General features: G+C 39.2%; 16 protein-coding genes. 14 read left to right on the top strand and 2 right to left on the bottom strand.

Annotated features, from left to right (window positions below; genetic code table 11):
* Positions 1 to 100 precede the first annotated feature (100 nt).
* Positions 101 to 550, top strand: coding sequence for a hypothetical protein (locus ACN1CN_RS11135; protein ID WP_419135712.1), 450 nt, complete (start codon positions 101 to 103; stop codon positions 548 to 550).
* Positions 551 to 641: 91 nt separating this feature from the next.
* Entirely contained in the window at positions 642 to 2,198 is a 1,557-nt protein-coding gene (locus ACN1CN_RS11130; protein WP_419135711.1) for a S41 family peptidase, read from the top strand.
* 229 nt (positions 2,199 to 2,427) lie between these two features.
* Here ACN1CN_RS11130 and ACN1CN_RS11125 read toward each other — a convergent pair whose 3' ends face one another.
* Positions 2,428 to 4,422, bottom strand: coding sequence for a hypothetical protein (locus ACN1CN_RS11125; RefSeq protein WP_419135710.1), 1,995 nt, complete (start codon positions 4,420 to 4,422; stop codon positions 2,428 to 2,430).
* Between the two features lie 42 nt (positions 4,423 to 4,464).
* Positions 4,465 to 6,183, bottom strand: coding sequence for an alpha-keto acid decarboxylase family protein (locus tag ACN1CN_RS11120; protein ID WP_419135709.1), 1,719 nt, complete (start codon positions 6,181 to 6,183; stop codon positions 4,465 to 4,467).
* Between the two features lie 779 nt (positions 6,184 to 6,962).
* On the opposite strand from ACN1CN_RS11120, the gene ACN1CN_RS11115 reads away from it, so the two are divergent.
* The 12 genes from ACN1CN_RS11115 (at position 6,963) to ACN1CN_RS11060 (ending at position 20,798) form a co-directional block, all read left to right on the top strand.
* Positions 6,963 to 7,565: a DUF4255 domain-containing protein gene (locus ACN1CN_RS11115; protein ID WP_291285401.1), complete on the top strand. Its 603-nt coding sequence runs from the start codon at positions 6,963 to 6,965 to the stop codon at positions 7,563 to 7,565.
* Positions 7,562 to 8,413: a hypothetical protein gene (locus ACN1CN_RS11110; protein WP_419135708.1), complete on the top strand. Its 852-nt coding sequence runs from the start codon at positions 7,562 to 7,564 to the stop codon at positions 8,411 to 8,413. Before ACN1CN_RS11115 ends, ACN1CN_RS11110 begins: the two co-directional genes overlap by 4 nt.
* Before the next feature lie 19 nt (positions 8,414 to 8,432).
* Positions 8,433 to 10,529, top strand: a complete 2,097-nt coding sequence (locus ACN1CN_RS11105) for a phage tail sheath C-terminal domain-containing protein (protein ID WP_419135707.1) — start codon at positions 8,433 to 8,435, stop codon at positions 10,527 to 10,529.
* Positions 10,530 to 10,563: 34 nt separating this feature from the next.
* Positions 10,564 to 10,992, top strand: a complete 429-nt coding sequence (locus tag ACN1CN_RS11100) for a phage tail protein (RefSeq protein WP_264522945.1) — start codon at positions 10,564 to 10,566, stop codon at positions 10,990 to 10,992.
* Positions 10,993 to 10,994: 2 nt separating this feature from the next.
* On the top strand, positions 10,995 to 11,441 hold the full coding sequence (locus ACN1CN_RS11095; RefSeq protein WP_264522944.1) for a phage tail protein: 447 nt from the start codon (positions 10,995 to 10,997) through the stop codon (positions 11,439 to 11,441).
* 2 nt (positions 11,442 to 11,443) lie between these two features.
* Positions 11,444 to 11,602 carry a DUF5908 family protein gene (locus tag ACN1CN_RS11090; protein WP_291285404.1) on the top strand — a complete coding sequence of 53 codons (159 nt, stop codon included), beginning with the start codon at positions 11,444 to 11,446 and terminating at the stop codon, positions 11,600 to 11,602.
* Positions 11,603 to 11,605: 3 nt separating this feature from the next.
* Entirely contained in the window at positions 11,606 to 12,289 is a 684-nt protein-coding gene (locus ACN1CN_RS11085) for a CIS tube protein (RefSeq protein ID WP_264522942.1), read from the top strand.
* Positions 12,289 to 14,034 (top strand): type VI secretion system tip protein VgrG, encoded by a 1,746-nt coding sequence (gene vgrG, locus ACN1CN_RS11080; RefSeq protein WP_264522941.1) that lies wholly within the window; start codon positions 12,289 to 12,291, stop codon positions 14,032 to 14,034. Before ACN1CN_RS11085 ends, vgrG begins: the two co-directional genes overlap by 1 nt.
* 101 nt (positions 14,035 to 14,135) lie before the next feature.
* Positions 14,136 to 14,426: a PAAR domain-containing protein gene (locus ACN1CN_RS11075; RefSeq protein WP_264522940.1), complete on the top strand. Its 291-nt coding sequence runs from the start codon at positions 14,136 to 14,138 to the stop codon at positions 14,424 to 14,426.
* 2 nt (positions 14,427 to 14,428) lie between these two features.
* Entirely contained in the window at positions 14,429 to 14,839 is a 411-nt protein-coding gene (locus ACN1CN_RS11070) for a GPW/gp25 family protein (RefSeq protein ID WP_264522939.1), read from the top strand.
* 11 nt (positions 14,840 to 14,850) lie between these two features.
* Positions 14,851 to 18,063, top strand: a complete 3,213-nt coding sequence (locus ACN1CN_RS11065) for a baseplate J/gp47 family protein (RefSeq protein ID WP_419135705.1) — start codon at positions 14,851 to 14,853, stop codon at positions 18,061 to 18,063.
* On the top strand, positions 18,051 to 20,798 hold the full coding sequence (locus ACN1CN_RS11060; protein ID WP_419135703.1) for a hypothetical protein: 2,748 nt from the start codon (positions 18,051 to 18,053) through the stop codon (positions 20,796 to 20,798). The genes ACN1CN_RS11065 and ACN1CN_RS11060 overlap by 13 nt, the downstream gene beginning before the upstream one ends.
* Positions 20,799 to 20,806: the final 8 nt, after the last annotated feature.

Below are 20,806 nucleotides of genomic sequence, written 5' to 3'. Positions count from 1 at the left end.
GATTTGAAAGGAATTTCTTTGATATATTAGTATATTCGAAAAATAAAAAGCAAAGATTTTTTTAAAGACTGACACCCGCAAAAGCATCAAATTTTAAATCATGAAAATTAAAACCTTAAATGTTACCTTTATGGTAATCGCTTATTTAATTTCTATCCCGCTTCAAGCATTTTTCTGGGCCATTATAGGACTTAAAGCACACTATCTTATCCTCTTATTTTCTCATTTTATTTTCTTCATTTTTTTAATATACATATTCACCGGTACCTTAATTATTGATTTCAACAACGACAAAGACACGCTTACATTGGAGTGGGATAAAAAACCAATCTATACTAAAATAGAAAATCAGGTTATTCTTTTATCTGAAATTAAAAACTGGAAGTTTTTTAATGGCCGTGGCGCTGACCGGTTGAAAATATATTTTAATAGCGGCGAGTCCTTAATAATCGATTTTAATAATTTGATAGACTTTGGAGAAAATTCTAAAAAAGTAGACCAATTACTCTTTTTTCTAAATACCAAAAACATCAAACAGCAGCTGGCATAGCTACTTTAACCATCAAAACTAAAAAACTACCAAAAACATGTCCCCTACCTCTATTACTCACCAGATTTGCTTACGAATAACAAATGCATATGTGAATCCTAAAAAACTGCCATCCATCTTTCTCCTCTTATTGCTGTTTTCCTTCTCCTGTACCATTCAGGCGCAAAGCTCTAATAAGACCATGAAGGATAGTTTAATGCTGTACAATAAAATGCTTTCGCAAAAACAAATGCAGGAGGATCTTAGAACGCTCCTTGCTATAAATGAGAAAGCAAATTCCGGTTTATACCAATACCGTTCTAAAAAACAAGTAGATAGTATTTACAATAGTGCCATTAAAAGTATTAAAAAGCCCATGAGCACTATCGAGTTTTACAAAATAATGCTGCGTTTGTCCGATTATGAAGGAAGTTTACACAATTACACCATTCCTGATCTCGGTTTAATCAATTTTCTGAACAGACAAAAATCATTTTTTCCTTTTCCTTTGGTCTATATTAACGGGCAAATTATTTTTGACGGTCAATCATCGGATATCCCTCCCGGCTCGAGAATAAAAAGTATAAACGGAATAAATGACGCACAATTAATGCGCTCTTTCTATAAATATTATACAACAGATGGTCATCATGTTACCCAAAAATTATCGGCCAGTGTAAATAAATCGTTTGGATTAAACTATCTGCTCGAATATGGTCTTTGTGATGAATTTATTGTAGAATACAGTGCCCCAAAATCTGAGTCTCTTCAAAAAACAGTGCTTCGTGCAGTAACGCTGAAGGAAAGAACGGCCAACCTTAAAAATAGATTTAGTGCTCCGGTTACTGATTTACTAGATTATAAAAAGCAGTCTCCCTATAGCTTTCGTATGCTTAATCCGTCTGTAGGTTTGTTGAATCTAAGATTTTTTGGTATGGCCTATGGATCAGACGATCCTAAGTTTAAACCGTATGTTAGATTTTTAGATAGCGTTTTTGCAGAATTGGACAAAAACAAGGTTGCTAATTTAATCATTGATGTTAGAAATAATCCGGGAGGTAGTGACCCTATGTTTGAACAGCCTGTGATGTACCTTACCAATAAATCCTTCAAAGAAAATGAAAAGGCTACCATCATCTTTGATCCTTCTGTTTTACCTTTCGAAAAGTATTTTTGGGGTACCTCAACTTCAGAACGAATGGATAGTACTGCTCTAAAAGCGGGAAAAGAATATCTAAAGTCACTGTATCCGGTTTTCGAAAACAAAATAAGTATTCAGAATCAAAAATACAATCCGGTTTATCATCCTAAATCACCACTCTTTAAAGGCAAGCTTTATCTTCTGATTAATGAAAATGTGGCATCAGCTGCTTCTCATTTTGCCTCTCTGGTAAAAGGTTTTGTGGATAATGTTACCATCGTGGGTGTGGAAACCGTTGGAGGTTACTACGTTCACAACGGACATTCACCATTGGTTTACGAACTTCCCAACTCAAAAGTAAAAACACAATTTTCAATTGTCAATGTAATACAGGATGCTCCTAAAAAAGAGAATCAGCCGGAAGGCCACGGTACTATGCCTGATTACGAAGTTTGGCCTACTTTGGAGGACTTCTTTCAACATAAGGATACACAAATGGAATTTGTTCTTAAGCTGATTGCAAAATAAATAAAAGCGTGATATTGTACGCGGATTGAACAGATTCGCCAGGGCGAAAACGCGGATTAATACGGGTTTTATATTTCATTCGTAACACTGCTTTAATTGCAGTTTATCGCTAAAAAAACAGGCCATTATATTGGAGCGCAAACTCCAACATAATGGCCTGTTGTATTACTTTCTTTAATCCTTTTTGTTCCTGATTTGAAAATATAAATTTCAAATCATTAAAACACTTTTATTCCCGACTAATGAATGGATAGTATTTTTCATCTATAATTGGTTCGATACCAAAGAAGTCATTCAGAACCGATTCGGCGGTACAGAAAGCTCCTTCAACCCAAGCCTGATCATTAGAATAGGTTTCACCAACGATAAAAATATCGCTATCTGCTTTTGGCACTAGTTGTGACGGTTTTCTAATTTTTCTTTGTACATCGCCTAAATTATAGTGCGATTTATAGGCGTGATATCCGGCATTAAATGGAGGAAGTGACCAGTCCATATACCTTGTTTCCAGAGGTTCCGGCACTGCCGAGTAATCGGCTTGTGGTCCAAAATGTAATGCTGCAAGTTGCGAACGAAGCATTTTGACCATTACCGGAGTAGCTAAACGTGGCCCTTCGAGTGTCTGGCAATCTCTGGACTCCGGAATTTCACGTGTTCCATGAGGGCCTAGTTCTAAAGCTTTCCAAAATGTGGTGTATTGAATGTCGTCATAGCTGGCCAAAATACCATATACTTTTTCCCCTTTTTGATTGATGGCGTTATCACCAAAATATACCACTTGTCGGATTGGCATATCGGTAATACTTGGGCCAATAGTATCCAATTCGGCTATTGCTGAAATTTGCTTTTCTTCTTTAAAAGTCAAACGTTCCTGAATTGCATTTTCTACCGCAGCAATAAAACTAGCCTTATCGTTAAACGATGTCGCGATAATAACCGGATTTTTTGCTGATTCAATTGCTTTCAGATAATTAGAAGGAAATTTTTCTTTTTTCAGTTTAGCAATTCCTTCCTGCGTTAAAAAATAACTGGTTAGTTTGGCAGGATAAGTCGGGCTTCCGGCTTCGGTTGTTCTCCACCATGGTGTCGTGAAAAACATCCCTATTTTGTAGGAAGGTTCCATAATTACAGATTCCAGATAGAGCTGTACTTCTTCGTGGTTTAATATGTCCTGACCTTCATCATCCGTATAACGTGTTGCCTGAGCTACCAGTTCAATAGATGCGCGAGGCATGGCAAGAAATGCAGCATCACATATTTTACTTTCGGCAAGTTTATCAGGAGTTTCGCGTTTTGCAGTAGTAAAACGAATCCCTGCCTTGGTATGCAAAATCGAGCGTAATCGGGTATTCGGAAAATAATTCAGCGTAATTCCTTTTTGTTTGGCCAGTTTTTCGACTTCATCAAATAAGGCAACAAATAAGCTGGAGTATCCCTTTATCAGCGTTTTATATTCGGTTCCCGGCGTAAACTCGTCATTAACATTAAACGACTGGGCACTATGACTATTTACTACATTGGAGCTATAGCCGTTACCATCTGCCAGATAGCCAAATCCTTCTTGTCCAAGTCTGTCATAAGCAAGATTCCAATATCCAATATCCTTTAGTAAGTCTCCTTTCTGAAAGATTGAAGTGTCAGGCATGTCGATATTGATCTTTCCATTTTCATAGAATTTGCACCATTCTCTTCGGGTAACAGGACCTGATGTTGCTGTGATTGCTACCGATTGTATGGTGGTGAATCCATCATCCGGTGGAGCATCTTCACCATAATTATTAGTAAAATAAGGAGCCGGCTGATTCGAATTAACATCTGAAACATACATGTTTTTAGTACGCAAAGACATTAAAGGATCAGCAGATTCGTTAAATTCAACTGAGTCCTTCTTTAAATCCAGTTCTTCTATTGTTTTAGTGACCAATCGGTGTCCTGCTCCTTGTGGAGTGCCGTCCCAATATGAATATCTCATACCGCCCAATTCCAGATACGAATTGTCTTTGTTGTCTTTATAATGCCACGTACAAACGCGTGCTCCCGCCTCTCTGGTTCCCGGATTTTTTTTAGAAAAATCATATTTCCCCCAGTCGTAGAGTTCTAATACATCGCCTTTTACCAGCATTTTTTCATTTTTTTCGCGTTTGGATTTTCCATCCAGTAATCGCCACGCTGTATAGAGTCCGGCCGCACCGGCTCCAAAAATAGAGTACGTTTTTTTGCTCATGATCGTATATTTTAATTTTTTTATTTGTTTTTAGTAGTGGATTTATTCATTGCCCAGCCTTTCCATTTGCTGTGCCAGATCTTTTTGAGGAATTATAATTTCTACCAGAGTTGGAAGATTTGTTTTTTTCTTAAGTTGTGACAGGACTTCGTCTAATTCTGCAACGGTTTCGGCACGGTAACTGTTGGCTCCAAAGGCTTTGGCAAGTGCCTGATAGTCCCATTTTGGCAGAATATCAAATTCGTCAAACTTATGAGTCGGGCCTGCTTTAAACGAATCGATGTCTACATATACCTGCTCTATCGCATATACGCCATTGCTCATGACAAAAATGACGGAGTTGATGTTGTATCTCACCAAGGTAGAAAGTGATTGTGCAATCATCATAAAACCGCCATCTCCGGCTACCGTCCAGGCCTGTTTACCGCTTCCCAGCTGAGCACCTGAAGCCGCACCGGTTTCAAAACCAATACACTGCCAGGCTGCCGAGGAGATATAGGCATTTTTAGATAGTCCGTAAATATTGGTGGCTACGTACATTGACGTACTTACGCCAAAAGTCATCACAATATCGTCCAGCATTTTCTGTTTTTCCAGAAAAAATGTTGCACGTTCAAAAAAGCGGTTGAACGTTATTACTTCGGGCGTTTTATCGTACTTAGGATCTGAGTTGGATCGCCATGGCTCGGGGAATTTTGGCTGAGCCGGAGCTACTGTTTTCAAAGGGTATCCTGCTGCTTTTTTAAAGCGTGCCGTTAAAGCTTCAATAAAGTCTTTCAGCGTTACACCGGTGTACGTAAAATACCCCACCCGCATTTCCTGCGTGGTCGCCTGAATCATATCTGAAAATTTATTTTCTACCAGCCACAAATAATCGTCGGTGATAATAGTCCCCAGAGATAAAATACAGTCTGAAGCTTCAACCAATTTTATGACTTCGGGTATGGAAGCCTGATCAGAATAGGTACCTATGAATTTATCTCCTTTTTCGTCCAGAACCGTTTTCCCAAGTGACGTTGTGGTGTACAACATACCACTCGCTTTAATAAGCTCTTCTAACTGTTTTGTTAAGTTATGTCGTAAAAGCTCTACTCCTGCAAAAATCAAAGGTGTTTTTGATTTACTAATCTGGCTCCAGGCCTGAGCAACAGCATTCTCAAGTTCTGCTGCTTCGCTTTTTATGATTTGAGGCTCCAGTTTTTTAGCGGAAGGCTTTGGACAAGGCTCGCCCCACACCTCTTTGTAACAAGCGATATATACAGGACGCTGATGTGTAAGCGCCGCAATAATTAATTGATCGATTTTTTCAGGTGCATCTACCGAACTGCTCAGGGTTTCGGCCGCAACCGTTACTCTTTCAAAAATTTCCTGATCGGCATTGAGATTACCTGTCGAATGATGGTAAAGCACGTTGTACATGCTCCCAATTTGCCTTGCATCTGCTCCGGGTGTCGCGCTAATTACAACCACAGGGCTGCGCTCTACATAAGCTCCGGCAATAGCATTTAAGGCACTATATGTACTTACGCCATACTGCAAAGATACCGCTCCCAGACCACGGGTACGTGCGTAGGCATCTGCTGCATATGAAGCATCCAATTCGTTTGAAGTTCCAATGGTTTTAATTCCATCAAAGTCTTCCAGAGCCTGTGTAAAATGTTTTACGTAGTCGCCCGGAATCTGAAAGACCTCGGTAACATTTAATTGTTTGAGTCGGGTGAGCAGATAGTCTGCAACTGTAAAATCTTTTGTAGGTTTCATTTTTTGTAGTTCTAAATTAGGAGTTGTTTTTGTTTTTGGCAGTAGCGGTCTTCACTTTGATTTTTTTAAAGTTATCTCCGCTTATTATTTCTATATAAAATTACCTGTCTGTAAGAATTCAAATTAAAAAAAAGGTATGAGTGCCGAATTTTTATCCATAAGAAACCCAAATAACCGCATGAGATGTTTTTTTGTACGTTAGATCCTCTCCGAATCGTACAATTGCGAATATTCTTATGCTTTTAGAGGTTAAAAACTTGTTCGCTATTCTTTTACAAAAACATACTACACTGGAAAACAATTAAATAGACTTAAAAAAACAAGCTTTTTTGATTTTTCTTTCCCTGAATTTTAATAGTATAGAGAAATTCTGACGTTTTCTTTTTCGATAAAAATAAATTCAAAATTCACAAAAACAACTAATTAACTGACTATCAAATATTTACATAATAAAAAGTTATTAAAAAAAAGGTATTTTTACGGTGTTTTGATATCCTAATGTTTTTCTAACTTAGTTCTTCTATAAGCTCTAGTTTTTATTACAAGTTTAAATTTAAGCCTGGAAATACTTCTTTTTGCCTTACAATCTGCGCCTCAGAACTACCTCTTTTTAGCCTATTTATACAGTTTTACTACAAGCGGGATATCACGAAAAAAAGCCAAAAACATCCATGCTGCTTTCAAAAAGGCAGAGATTTGAATTGCCCTTTCTTAACGAATGTTTTGGCAATAGACGATCAAATTAGTCATAATGCATAATGTTAAAACTTTACCGGAAGATGATCTTTGAAGTTATCCAAATAATTGCAGAACAAGTAAACAACTATCTCGATGAAATCGGGCTGGAGAAAACGGTTGTGGCTGAAAACATTGCTTTTTTAGAGTCACAAAACGAAACTGTATCGGGGAATTTAGAAGATAAAGTGGCACTTACCCTCATCAATTTAGACGAAGAGGCGACTTTAAAAAACTTTCCCAATCACAGGGTTGAAAACGACAGGACCATTTATAAAAACAGTGTCATCAATTTAAACCTGTATTTACTTTTTAGCGCCAATCGAAACATTTACATCAATTCGTTAAACGATATTTCAAAAATCATAGCCTTTTTTCAGGGGAAAAAACTTTTTACACAAGCCAATACCATTTACAACCGAAATAATGTGGCCATGACCAATATTGAGAATTTCAGATTTACAATTGAACTTTATACCCCCACTTTTGAAGAGTTGAACTATATCTGGGGGACATTGGGCGGCAAACAGCTTCCATCGGCTTTGTACAAAGTGAGCATGATACAAATTGAACGCAATATCGCACAGGGTGAAGGACAGCTTATCAGTAAGGTCAAAGGTATAACCAAACGAATAGAGCAATCATGAGTTTTGATCTTACATACGGACTGTTATTTGAAGTAACGCTTTTTCACAATTATTTTCTGGATAGCGGAGAGGATATTTTTGAAAGTATGTCGGATGATGATAAAGACAAAATGCTGCAAAAATTCAGTACAGACGCTTTTATAGCCCTAACTCCTACTCAGGAAACCCATACCATCTTCAAGAATTTCAAAATGGTATTCAAAAAAACCAAAACAGGGTTCCGGGTTTATATCAAAGTGAAAGAAACGGATGAACCGATTAAAATAGATCCGTTTATAAAAATCCCTGCCGATCTGAGCCTGAATTTTTTAATCACGATCAACGACTATCAATTTGAAAATTATACCAATTTAGATTTTGCGCTCAACCAAATCTTCCTGTTCAGCAATGTAAGACCTCCAAAAGAACCGCTTACCTTCGAATATCTTCCAAAAATAGATGACAACAAAATAATCTCCGATGCTTATTTAGTATCTGAAGAAACTAGTGCAGATCTAATTTCGACCCTCCAGCCCTCAGAAAAACAAGATGTATTTGGGATTCTTTCACTTACGTTTCAGGGCGATAACAGTTCAGAAAATATTATAAACGATTTGGGCGAAATGCTAACTCCCCATTTTAAAATTCATTTTAACAATCGAAAAACACTTTGGAGGTACATCAACCGCAAAGCTGCCACTGCAATTGAAACCAAAACAACAAAACCCTTAACACGCTCCGGTTTTGTTGAAATTGATCCGGCTACTGATTTTCTGGTGCCGCAACCTGCCAGCAGCAGCTATCCTAATCCCTCTGTAAAATCAATAACAAAAGACAATGGTGCTTACTATTCTGAAATATTTATTTAATAATTAAAAACAATTAATCATGGCAACAACTTACAAAACACCCGGGGTATATGTTGAGGAAATCGTGAAATTTCCTCCTTCCGTTGCCCAGGTAGAAACAGCAATTCCCGCTTTTATTGGCTATACTGAAAAGGCTACGAACAAGATTAATGGAGATTTGAAAATGAAACCCACAAGAATAACATCTCTTTTAGAATACGAACGCTTTTTCGGCTTTGCAAAACCAGAGACAACCATTAGTGTTACCATTAATGATGTTTCAACTGATAAAGGCGAAACCAGATCTATTATTGTAGATCAGCCTACTTCAAAACAGCCTTTTTTGATGTATTATTCTTTACAGCTGTTTTTTGCAAATGGAGGTGGTCCGTGTTATATCGTTTCGGTAGGCCGTTATGGAAATGATTTAGATGACCTTGACAGTCCAGTGTCCGCAATCAACAACAGTACTGCTTTGAATAACGGATTACTGGAGTTAGAAAAGGTAGACGAACCAACACTAATTCTGTTTCCGGACGCTACAAGAGTGTCTTCAATAACGATCACTGATTTCTACGGATTGTACAACAATGCCTTAACACAATGCAAAAATCTTCAGGACCGTTTTACCTTAATCGATACTTTAAATTACGACGAAACAAGTCCGACAGATACCAATATAGACGATTTGAGAGCAAAAATTAGCTCTGAAAAAGATACGATCAAGTACGGAGCCGTTTATTATCCACACTTAGAAACCATACTGGATTATGCTTTTGATGCCAAAAAGATTGTCTTAAAACACTATTCTTATACCGCAAAAGCCTACGATCAAATTGCTGCCGGACTGGTTCCTATTCAAGATCCAATTTCGGGGGTTAATGCTATCGTAACCACATTGGTTAATGTACCTGTTCCCGGAAATATTGCCGGACTCATCAGTAATATGTTTTTGCAGATGTACAGTAACAATGCGACCGGCTTTAATTTAGGTGTTAGCTTTGCGAGTAATCCTGCCAAAAAAACAGCTTTCTTAAACAATCTAACTCCTCTACTGACCGCTTTAGAAAAATTAACCCTTTTAAAAGATGCCGTAAACGATGAGGCAAATGCAGCTATCAGCACCGTATCCGATGAAGATCCGGGCATTGCAAGTTCAATCTCAGGCCTTTTAGGTACATTTAATTTAAATTTTACTGCTCCCGGCAAAATCGATTCTGTCTATAAAAACTTAAAAGCGTTAAAGAAAAAAATACAAGATGAGAACACAGATGCCAAACTGCTTAAAATTATACAAACTGACACTATAAGTTTTGACAAAGAATTAAAAAAACTGGTAACCTATACTGAGCTGAACACTCAAACCGGAATTACAGGTCTTGTCAACAATCTTTCTACCATTGGTAGCGATCTTTCAAATCTTATAACAGCTATTAACAGTGGTAGTTCAATAGATTTAAACAACGGAGCCTTAAACGGAAGAAAACTAAGCACTCTGGAAGCGATTGATAACGCTACTTTTAATAAGATTCTTACCGAAATTTACAACCTTCCTATAACGCTTCCTCCAAGTGCTGCTATTGCCGGGGTTTATGCCCGAGTAGATAGCGACCGTGGCGTATGGAAAGCTCCTGCAAATGTGAGTCTGAACTACGTTATAAAACCAACCGTTAAAATCACCAACAATATTCAGGACAATCTGAATGTGGATACCGTTGCAGGTAAATCGATCAACGCCATCAGAAGTTTTACCGGAAAAGGAACTTTGGTGTGGGGATCCAGAACATTGGCAGGTAACGATAACGAATGGCGTTATGTTCCTGTGAGACGCTTCTTTAACATGGCCGAAGAATCCATCAAAAAAGCAACCGAACAGTTTGTATTTGAACCTAACGATGCCAATACCTGGATCAGGGTGAGAGCCATGATCGAAAACTTCCTTATTCTGCAATGGAGAGCCGGAGCCTTGGCCGGAGCCAAACCCGAACAGGCATTTTATGTCAGAGTTGGAATCGGACAAACCATGTCGGCCATCGATATACTCGAAGGTCGAATGATCGTCGAAATCGGAATGGCAGTAGTACGTCCGGCGGAATTCATTATTCTGCGCTTCTCTCACAAAATGCAGGAATCTTAACTAAATAAATATCAACATTAAAAAAATATAAATCATGAGCTATCCGCTACCAAAGTTTCATTTCTCAGTTGACTGGGGTGGAACAAAAATAGGATTTACAGAAGTTTCGGGATTAGATGTAGAAACTGAAGTCATTGAATACCGTCAGGGAGCAAGTCCCGAGTACAGTAAAATTAAGATGCCCGGCATGCAAAAGTTCACCAACATCACCTTGAAAAGGGGAACCTTTGCCAGTGACAATGAGTATTATGCCTGGTGGAACACGGTAAAACTAAATACCATAGAAAGAAGAGATATTACGATTAAACTGCTCAACGAAGAGCACAATCCCGTAATTACCTGGAAAGTAAAAAATGCATGGCCAACCAAAATTCAGTCCACTGATTTAAAAGCAGACGGAAACGAAGTCGCCATCGAATCTATGGAACTGGTTCACGAAGGTTTATCCATCCAAAATGACTAATCATGTCTAACTATTATCCACCCGTCGGTTTTCACTTTTTGGTTGAATTTGAAGGTCTTGGCTCCAAGGAGAAAGACCATCAGTTTCAATCGGTTTCCGGTTTGTCTGTTGACATTGAAACCGAAGAGATTGCCGAAGGTGGAGAAAATAGGTTCAAGCACAAACTCCCTGTAAAGACAAAATATCCAAACCTGACTTTAAAGAGAGGAATACTGATTGATTCTGTTGTCATCAACTGGTGCAAGGATGCGATCGAGAACTTTACGTTCAAACCCGTTAACCTGACCGTGAAATTACTCAACGAAAAACACCAGCCTCTGATCTCCTGGAATGTGGTTCATGCCTATCCCGTGAAATGGTCAGTGGAAGATTTTAATGCTCAGGAAAGCAAGCTCGTAGTCGAAACCTTTGAGCTTACTTATAATTATTTCACCTTAATTAAAAGCTAGTCATGCCGATAGAAATAAAAGAGCTTCACATTAAAATAAACGTGAACGAAGGATCAAAATCAACTGCTCCCCCAACAGCTCCAAAAAGCAAGGATGGAGATGCAGTAGCCGAATGCGTCGAACAAGTACTGAAAATCATCGAACGTAAAAAAGAACGCTAAGTCATGGCAGGAAAATTAGAAAAACTAAAAGTTGTTGCTTATAGTGACCCGGAATTTAACAACAAAGTTTCCGGTGGTGAGTTTTCTACGCTTATGAATCCGGAGAAGTACACCTATCACTATAAAATTGAAACCGATGCGACTCAGGCTTCGGGAACGAGTACCGTTTCTCCGAAGTTCAACAAAAAATTACCCGAAAATCTGGATCTTGATTTTGTTTTTGACCGAACCGGAGTCATTAACGGCTACAAAAGTTCTAACAACGGCGTTATCAACGACATTGAGAAATTCAAAAAAGTGATTCTGGATTACAACGGAGACGAACACAAACCCAACTACCTCATTATTTCGTGGGGAACCTTGCTTTTCAAAGGGTCTCTGACCGAAATGGAAATTGAGTTTAAACTTTTTAAACCCGACGGAACTCCGATAAGAGCAGTGGCAAAAGCAAAATTTCAGGGTTTTGTGGAAGATAATTTAAGAGCCGCAAGAGAAAATAATAAATCGCCCGATTTAACCCATTACCGAACGGTCAAAGAAGGTGACACGCTACCGCTGATGTCCTTTCGGATTTATGGTGATTCCAAGTATTATCTCGAAGTCGCCAGAGTCAATAACATTGTCAATTTCAGAAAATTAAAAACCGGGCAAAAACTATTTTTCCCACCCTTACAAAAACAATCCTGATGAACAATAGCGGAGTCATACAAACCAGTAAAAGCGCCGATTTAGTAACGCTGAAAATTTTAATTGAAGGAGAGGAACTGTCCAAAACCTATCAGGTAAAAAGCGTTGTGGTGCAAAATGAGGTGAACCGGATTCCAATGGCGCAAATTGTTCTGACAGACGGAGAAACTGCTTCAAGAGATTTCAAACTGAGCAATGAAGACCTACTGATTCCCGGCAAAAAGATCGAAATAAATGCCGGTTATCACAATGATGAAGAAACCATTTACAAAGGAATCATCATCAAACATTCCATCAAAATAAAAGACAGTGCTTCTTTGCTTATTGTTGAATGCAAAGACGAGGCCGTAAAACTTACTATTGGAAGAAAGAGCAAGTATTTTTATGAAGTAAAAGACAGCGAAGCCTTTGAAGAAATCATAGATGCGTACGGATTGGAAAAAGAGGTCGAAGCCACTAATTTCAGTCATAAAGAACTGGTTCAGTACAATACTTCCGACTGGGATTTTATGGTTTCGAGAGCACAGGCCAATGGCAAACTTTGTTTTGTGGAGAATGGAAAAATTACGATCTGCAAACCCGATGTTTCGGCATCGTCTGTGGAGACGGTTACTTTTGGAGCTACTTTAATTGATTTTGACGCCGAAATAGATGCCCGAAATCAATTTGCCAAAGTATCTTCTTACAGTTGGGATTATACCAATCAGGAGCTAGTAGAAATTGAAGCCAGTGATCCGGGCGTGAGCCTCAACGGCAATCTTTCCGTTTCTGATTTGTCTGATATTATGGCGCTTGAAAATTTGGAATTGCGTCATGGAGGCACGATTACCGAAACAGAACTACAGGATTGGGCCGATGCCAAATTATTGTTTCAGCAACTCTCCAAAATTCGCGGAAGAGTTAAATTTCAGGGGATTCCTGCCGCGAAACCCAACACCATCATTACACTCGAAGGCGTTGGCGACCGATTTAACGGAAAGGCCTATATCACCGGAGTTTTTCACGAACTGAGCGAAGGAAACTGGACCATCGATGCACAATTTGGACTCAACCCCGAATGGTTTTCTGAAACGTACGACATTCATACCCCTACTGGTTCCGGAATCATTCCGGCCATCAAAGGGCTGCATGTTGGCATCACTACCCAATTGGAAGGTGACCCGAATGGCGAAGATCGCATTTTAGTAAAAATTCCAATCATCAACAATGAAGAACAGGGAATTTGGTGCCGCGTCGCCTGTCCCGATGCCGGAGAAAACAGAGGTGTTTTTTTCAGACCCGAAATTGAAGATGAAGTCATTATCGGATTTGTAAACGAAGATCCCAACAATGCCATTGTATTGGGCATGCTGCACAGCAGTGGGAAACCCGCTCCAATAAAAGCTTCCGACGATAACCATCAAAAAGGAATTGTAACCCGAAGCGAGATGAAAGTTCTATTTGACGATGACAAAAAATCTATTGGAATTGAAACCCCAGCAGGCAAAAAAATCACGTTGGACGAAGACAAAGGTGTTATTGTAATCGAAGACGAGAACTCGAATGTGATCACCATCGACAGCAAGGGCATTAAAATGGAAAGTGCCGGAAACATTGAGATAAAGGCATCAGGAGATGTCACTATTGAAGGTACCAATGTATCCTTAAAAGCCAAAGCGCAGTTTAAGGCCGAAGGAAGTGCAGGGGCCGAATTATCATCAGCCGCAGTGGCTATCGTAAAAGGAAGTATCGTGCAAATCAATTAAGCCGTTGGGTTTAATTAAAAAAAAATTAAACACATAGAAACATAGATTTTTCTAAGTGTAAAAAGAGCGTAAAAATACTGAACTGAAACTGAAATAAAATTATGGGAGCACCAGCCGCCAGAATTACAGATATGCACGTTTGCCCAATGGTTACCGGAACCGTTCCGCATGTGGGCGGACCTATTTTACCCGCCGGTTCACCAACCGTATTAATTGGCGGAGTTCCTGCTGCCTGTGTAGGCGACATGGCTACCTGTACCGGACCGCCCGATACCATTCTTGCAGGTTCGGCAACCGTATTAATTGGTGGTAAACCCGCCGCACGAATGGGCGATTCAACCGCACATGGCGGCACAATAGTAGCCGGATTAGCAACCGTTTTAATTGGGTAATTATGGAACCAGAATCAAATTTTTTAGGTATAGGATGGAGTTTTCCTCCCGAATTTAGAGAAAGTGCCAAAGCAGTTATAATGCTCACGGATGAAACCGACATTAAAAGCAGCCTGGAGATTTTGCTTTCTACCAAAATTGGCGAGCGCATCATGCAGCCCAAATACGGCTGTAATATGGATGAGCTTTTGTTTAGTCCGTTAACTCAGACTTTAAAAACCTTTGTTTCCGAGCTGATTCGAACGGCCATACTCTATCACGAACCCAGAATTGATGTGGAACAAATTGACATTACACAAGGAGATGATCTTACCGGTGAATTACTGGTGCTGATCGATTTCAGAGTCCGAACTACCAATTCAAGAATAAACATGGTTTACCCGTTATACAAAAAAGAAGGAACCGATTTATAAATTGTTAAAAGATGAGTAATTGTACTACGATATTGAGTATTTTGGCTTCAAATGGCAGCGACCAAAAGCAGCGTTATATCAGTGCGTTACAGCCTGAAAACATTCGCCTTAACGATTTTGAATTAACCGATTGGGTTTTGTTTGCTTATAATTTTTCTGAATATGTAAATTATTTCGAAACTTCCAATCCCAAAAAACCGTCCAGTGACTGGAAAGCTTTTTTTGATTTTTTTAAATGGAATGGAAATCAAAAACCGTCTGTCGAAAATCAAATACGACTGGATCGGATAAAAAAAGAACTGACCGAACTGATTGAGGAAAGCAAAAAAGACTGCGCCATTACACCGCATTTAACCTTGTTTCTTACTTTTTTAATGCTGCTCGAAAACAGTAAAAAAAGATACAACAACCTCACGAAACGTCATCTCGATTTTTATTACAATCAGGTTTTACAAATTGACAAACTGCCTGCCACACCCGACAAAGTCTATCTTGTTTTTGAACTGGCTAAAAATGCGGTTCAGGAAAAAATCGATGCCAAAACCGGTTTTGACGGTGGCAAAGATGCTTTGGGAAAAACCAGAGTCTATACGTCAAACAACGAATTGATTGCCAACAAAACGGTCGTTGCTTCGCTAAAAAACATCTATAACGATGTTGCTTCAAAAAAAATAGTCGCCAGTCCGGTCGCCAATTCTTACGACGGTTTAGGCAAAGCATTTCCGGATCCGGGCAACGCACAATGGTGGCCTTTTGGTTATACTAAAGCCCCCGGTTTTTCAACCGAATTACCCAATGCCGTGCTGGGTTTTGCCATTGCCTCTCCTATTCTTCTTTTAGCCGAAGGAAAACGCAACGTTCAACTCACTTTTACTTTTCGGAACAACATCAGCGAGATAACAGTTGCCAGCATCAAAGACTGTCTGAGTCTTGAACTGACCACAGCCAAAAAATGGTTTAAAGTCCCTGAAATTGTACCCTCCTTACTCTTACGAGAAGGGGAATTCTATACTACTGCTGTTAACGGAAAAGTCATGAAAATTGCTTTTCTGCTGGATGAAAATACCGATCCCATTACAGGATATAACCCTAAAATCTACGGTGAAGAATTTGATACTGATTTACCGGTTGCAAAGTTCTATCTCGATACTGCAGCACTCAACGGCTATGAGCTGTACAAATCGCTGGCACAAAACAGACTGGAAAACATCACGATCAACATCGATGTTCAGAACATCCAGCATGCTGCTTTAGAAAACGATTATGGCAGCATCAATTCGGCAAAACCGTTTTTCCCTTTTTCACCGCAACCCGTAATTGGTTCTAATTTTCACATCGGGTACAAAGAGGCCTTTACTAAAAACTGGACGAACCTCAGCGCTGATATTTTCTGGAAAAACCTTCCGGATGATTTTGTTAAACATTACGCCGCTTACAAAACAACATCAAAAGACACCATCAGTACCAATCAATTTAGAGACAGTGTCTTAATCAAGCAGGCTGAAGAAAAATTTAAATTTAATGATACCAAAGCACTCGTAGAAAACAAGACTTATTTTCAATATCAGTTGTCCGTTTTAACCAATAATATTTGGAAAAATCGCGATACTCCAACCTCGTTTTTTACAGACCTGAGTCCGACTAAAACCAGTATCAGCATCAACAATGCCAATTATATCACCGAGAAAAACGGTCAGATAAAACTAACCTTAACGACTGCATTCCTGCACCAACTGTATGCCAAAACACTGGCTTTGGCTTTATCGAGTGAAAACAAAAATGTCGTGCTCCCCAACGAGCCCTACACGCCGTTGGTTGAACGTGTTGTTCTGAATTATAAGGCTGCTGAAATCACCCGTTTTACCGCTTCGGGAACACAGACGCTGGAAAAAATCTACCAGGAAAACGAAGCCAAATTATTCCACATTCATCCTTTCGGATATGCCGAAGAACACGGTTATCTGAGAGCAGGTCTGAGCTATATCGAAAACAAAGATTCGTATGTACTTCCTACCTACTGCAAAGGCGGAGAATTATTTATCGGTTTGGAGAACGTACAGGAATTGCAGCAAATTACTCTGCTGTTTCAGGTATTGGAAGGAAGTGAAAATCCGCAGACCCTTTCGTTTACCGCAAAGCAAAAAATAGAATGGTCGGTATTGGGTAATAACCAATGGCGTATTCTGAACTATTCGGATATACTGCTGAATGAAACCGATAACTTGTTGCAGTCGGGAATCCTCAAATTCAATTTACCCAAAGAAGCCACGCAAAACAACACCAGGCTTCCCAAAAATTACATCTGGCTTAAAGCCAAAATGCATAAAAAATACGATGTGGTCTGCAAGATGATCGGGATTCATTCGCAGTCGGTTTTGGCTACATTTCAAAACAACGGTAATGATTTGGCACATCTAAAAACCGGATTAGAAGCAGGAACCATTTCCAAACTCCTGCAAAGACTGAGCAATGTAAAATCGGTGACACAGCCTTACAACAGTTTTGACCATAAACCCGAAGAAAATAACGAAGAGTATTACAGACGAATCAGCGAACGTCTCCGACATAAAAACCGGGCAGTAACCATGTGGGATTACGAGCACATCATACTGCAAAAGTTTCCGGAATTGTACAAAGTAAAATGCCTGAATCACACGAGCGAAATTCCCAATAAGGCCAATAAAACATCGTACCAATCGCCCGGCAATGTAACGCTGGTTGTGATTCCCGATACGGTAAACAAAAACGTGTTTGACATTTACCAGCCGCGGGTAAGTACCGCTACGCTCAACAAAGTCAAAAATCATATCGACCAATTGAATTCCATGCACGTAACCACTTATGTCATTAATCCAAATTACGAAGAAGTTACGGTGGATTTAAAGGTAAAATTCAAACCCGGTTATGATGAAAATTTTTATTCGCAGGAACTCAATACCGACATCATCAAATTTTTATCGCCCTGGGCACTCGACAAAAGTGTTCCCATCACCTTTGGAGTCAGCATCCATTCGAGTCTGCTCATTAATTACATCGAAAAATTAGGGTATGTCGATTATCTGCAGGATGTAAAGCTGTTAAAAAACGGAGCCATGTCTGATAAAGTTGTCGTTCCGTCCAATCCGATATCGATTTTAGTTTCGGCAAAAAGTCATTTCATCAGCACGGACATCAAAACATGTACGGTTAAAACCATAGAAACAACAGAAGAATGTCAAATGTAAACCAACATATCAGCATCCCGAAAAACGTCAGTTCCAATGATGACATGAGTTTTGACTTCCTTCGAAAAAAAGGAATCGAGTACATCGAATCATTGGGCAGCCAGTTTTGGACCGATTATAATACGCACGATCCCGGAATTACGATTCTGGAAGTGCTTTGTTATGCCATTACCGATTTGGGTATGAGAATCAATCTGCCCATCGAAGATCTGTTGAGCAATAACTCGAATCCAATTGACGAACAGTTTTTTACCGCTTCTCAAATTTTGCCTGTACAGGCCGTTACCGCTTTTGATTATCGCAAAATTTTAATTGATATCAATCCGCAGAAAATCAAAAATTGCTGGCTTCAAAAAGCAACCAAAAAATTATTTGTCAATTGCAAAGAAGGCAAAATTTCACTTAAAAAAGAGGATTTTAACGACACCTTGCCCACTTTCATCAAAGAGACCGAAATAAGAGGCTATTATACCATATTGGTTGATTTTGATGAAGAGGATCCGGCTAAGAAAAAGCTGCTGAAAAACCAGATCATCGAAAAATTTCACGAGAACCGAAATCTTTGCGAAGATCTTTTAGAAGTACAGGAAGTCGACATTCATCCGATTGCCGTTTGTGCTTTAATTGAAATTGATCCCGAAGCCAACGAAGAATTTATTCATGCCACCATTACCTTAGAACTCGAAAAATACCTGTCGCCGGGCATCCGATACTATTCGTTAGCCGAAATGTTTGAGAAAGGTTATACAAGTGATGCCATTTTTGAAGGTCCTTTTCTGGAAAATGGATTTATTGATACTCAGGAATTGGAAAATTCGGCCTTAAAAACCGAAGTACGTCTTTCTGATATTATGCAAATCATTATGAATGTCAAAGGGGTAACGGTGATCAAAGACATTTCACTGAACAATTGCGAAGCGATAGAAAAAGAAGGAAGTGTCTGGAACATCTGTGTCCCGCCTAATAAAAAACCAAGCCTTTGCCAAAAAAGCACCCTGAACTTCAGCAAAGGCGTTTTGCCCGTTATGGTCAATAAAACAAAAGCCAGACAATATTTGGCGGATTTAAAAGAAGATCTTGCTTACGCGCAGAAAAAAGCGTCTCAAAACAAAGAATTAAAAATACCTCAGGGTAAAATTACCGAAACGGATTATTACACCAGTGTGACCAATAATTTTCCTGAAAACTATGGAATTGGCGAAGTTGGTCTGTCAGAATCGGCCAGCGTAGAGCGAAAAGCCAAAGCCAAACAACTCAAAGGATATCTGCTGTTTTTTGATCAGATTCTGGCCAGTTATTTCAAACACCTGAGCAACATCAAAGAATTGCTTTCGATCCACAACGAGCTGCCGAATACCTATTTTACCCAGAAAATTTCGGATATGACGGGTTTTGAAGAAATTGTAAACCAAAAATACCAGTCTTCAAGTCAGAAAAAACTGGATGAGTTTCTTTTTAGTCATTTGGACGATGCTGTTAAAAGACAAAACCAAATCAAAGATCATCTTATCGCACGATTTGCAGAGCGATTTGCCGAGTATGCCTTTTTAATGAAATCCCTGTACGGAGCTTCTTCTGATGAAATCGTACTGCAAAACAAATCCGATTTTTTAATCAATTACGATACCATAAGCGGCCAGCGTGCCAGCGGTTTTAATTATTTCAATCAGCCTGTGTCTAATTTGTGGAATACTTTTAATGTGACAGGCTTAGAGAACCGAATCGCCGGTTTGTTGGGCATCAAAGGAGATAAAAATCCGGCGACCGGCAAAAGAGGAATCCAGCGAAAAGACATCTCTAATTTGTTTGTTCAGCTTTACGACCCGAGTCCGGGGATGGCTCCGGATCTTTTTAGATGGAGAATCAGAAACAGCACCAATAAAATCATACTAACCGCGACCGAAGATTATGAGAGTCAGTCGACCGCGATTAAAGAAATGTACCTGTCCATCCTGAAGATTTACGAAACCAGTGAAAAAGAAATAGTGCTTGCATTTGAAACGCTGTTCGAAAACAGAGACAATGGAATTGCTTTTAAAGATACGGTGATCAACACTTTTGAAGTAATCGAATCCGATTCTCATAAATATTCATTTCACATCATCAATCCGGAACTGGTGAATGATCTTGATAATCCGGACCGCATCATTGCGCGCCAGTACAAGCTGCACCAGACTTTAGAAGCGGTAAAAACAGCCATGCTGGATTTACTGACTTTCTTTAAGGAAGAATTCAGCGATGAAGGCATTTTTCTGATCGAACACATACTGCTCGTTCCCAACCCGAACGAAGCAATCGATCAAAAATACTATATGCCGATATGCGTAGACGATTGCTCGGATGACTGTTGCATCCCCAATCCGTACTCCTTTAAAATCAGTGTGGTTTTACCGGGCTACACCTATCGTTTTGCAGATGTCGACTTTAGAAATTTTGCCGAGAATGTGATCCGGCAGGAAATTCCGTCTCATATTTTAGGAAAAATCTGCTGGATTGGCTATCGAAAAGACCAAATCGTCCCCAAAGACAATGACCTGCTCGATTTTGAAAAAGATTTCAAGAATTTCCTCACGGATAAAACGCAGGACAAACAAACCGCTTTACCGAAATTCATCAACTCATTAACCAAATTAAACTCTATTTATCCTACCGGTACCTTATACAATTGTACCGATGAAGAAGAAAATATTTCAGGAAAAATAGTATTAGGAAGAACAAATTTAGGAACAATATAAAAATACAA

It is taken from the genome of Flavobacterium sp. T12S277 (genome assembly GCF_048514875.1).
Lineage (GTDB): Bacteria > Bacteroidota > Bacteroidia > Flavobacteriales > Flavobacteriaceae > Flavobacterium.
Note: the sequence above shows the minus strand (reverse complement) of the source record. Positions and strands in the feature narration are given on the sequence as shown.

Excerpts from the sequence above, each read along its gene's own strand:
- ACN1CN_RS11135 (WP_419135712.1), top strand. The coding sequence starts at position 101 with ATGAAAATTAAAACCTTAAATGTTACCTTTATGGTAATCGCTTATTTA.
- ACN1CN_RS11125 (WP_419135710.1), bottom strand. The coding sequence starts at position 4,422 with ATGAGCAAAAAAACGTACTCTATTTTTGGAGCCGGTGCGGCCGGACTC.
- ACN1CN_RS11120 (WP_419135709.1), bottom strand. The coding sequence starts at position 6,183 with ATGAAACCTACAAAAGATTTTACAGTTGCAGACTATCTGCTCACCCGA.
- ACN1CN_RS11115 (WP_291285401.1), top strand. The coding sequence starts at position 6,963 with ATGATCTTTGAAGTTATCCAAATAATTGCAGAACAAGTAAACAACTAT.
- ACN1CN_RS11110 (WP_419135708.1), top strand. The coding sequence starts at position 7,562 with ATGAGTTTTGATCTTACATACGGACTGTTATTTGAAGTAACGCTTTTT.
- ACN1CN_RS11105 (WP_419135707.1), top strand. The coding sequence starts at position 8,433 with ATGGCAACAACTTACAAAACACCCGGGGTATATGTTGAGGAAATCGTG.
- ACN1CN_RS11100 (WP_264522945.1), top strand. The coding sequence starts at position 10,564 with ATGAGCTATCCGCTACCAAAGTTTCATTTCTCAGTTGACTGGGGTGGA.
- ACN1CN_RS11095 (WP_264522944.1), top strand. The coding sequence starts at position 10,995 with ATGTCTAACTATTATCCACCCGTCGGTTTTCACTTTTTGGTTGAATTT.
- ACN1CN_RS11090 (WP_291285404.1), top strand. The coding sequence starts at position 11,444 with ATGCCGATAGAAATAAAAGAGCTTCACATTAAAATAAACGTGAACGAA.
- ACN1CN_RS11085 (WP_264522942.1), top strand. The coding sequence starts at position 11,606 with ATGGCAGGAAAATTAGAAAAACTAAAAGTTGTTGCTTATAGTGACCCG.
- vgrG (WP_264522941.1), top strand. The coding sequence starts at position 12,289 with ATGAACAATAGCGGAGTCATACAAACCAGTAAAAGCGCCGATTTAGTA.
- ACN1CN_RS11075 (WP_264522940.1), top strand. The coding sequence starts at position 14,136 with ATGGGAGCACCAGCCGCCAGAATTACAGATATGCACGTTTGCCCAATG.
- ACN1CN_RS11070 (WP_264522939.1), top strand. The coding sequence starts at position 14,429 with ATGGAACCAGAATCAAATTTTTTAGGTATAGGATGGAGTTTTCCTCCC.
- ACN1CN_RS11065 (WP_419135705.1), top strand. The coding sequence starts at position 14,851 with ATGAGTAATTGTACTACGATATTGAGTATTTTGGCTTCAAATGGCAGC.
- ACN1CN_RS11060 (WP_419135703.1), top strand. The coding sequence starts at position 18,051 with ATGTCAAATGTAAACCAACATATCAGCATCCCGAAAAACGTCAGTTCC.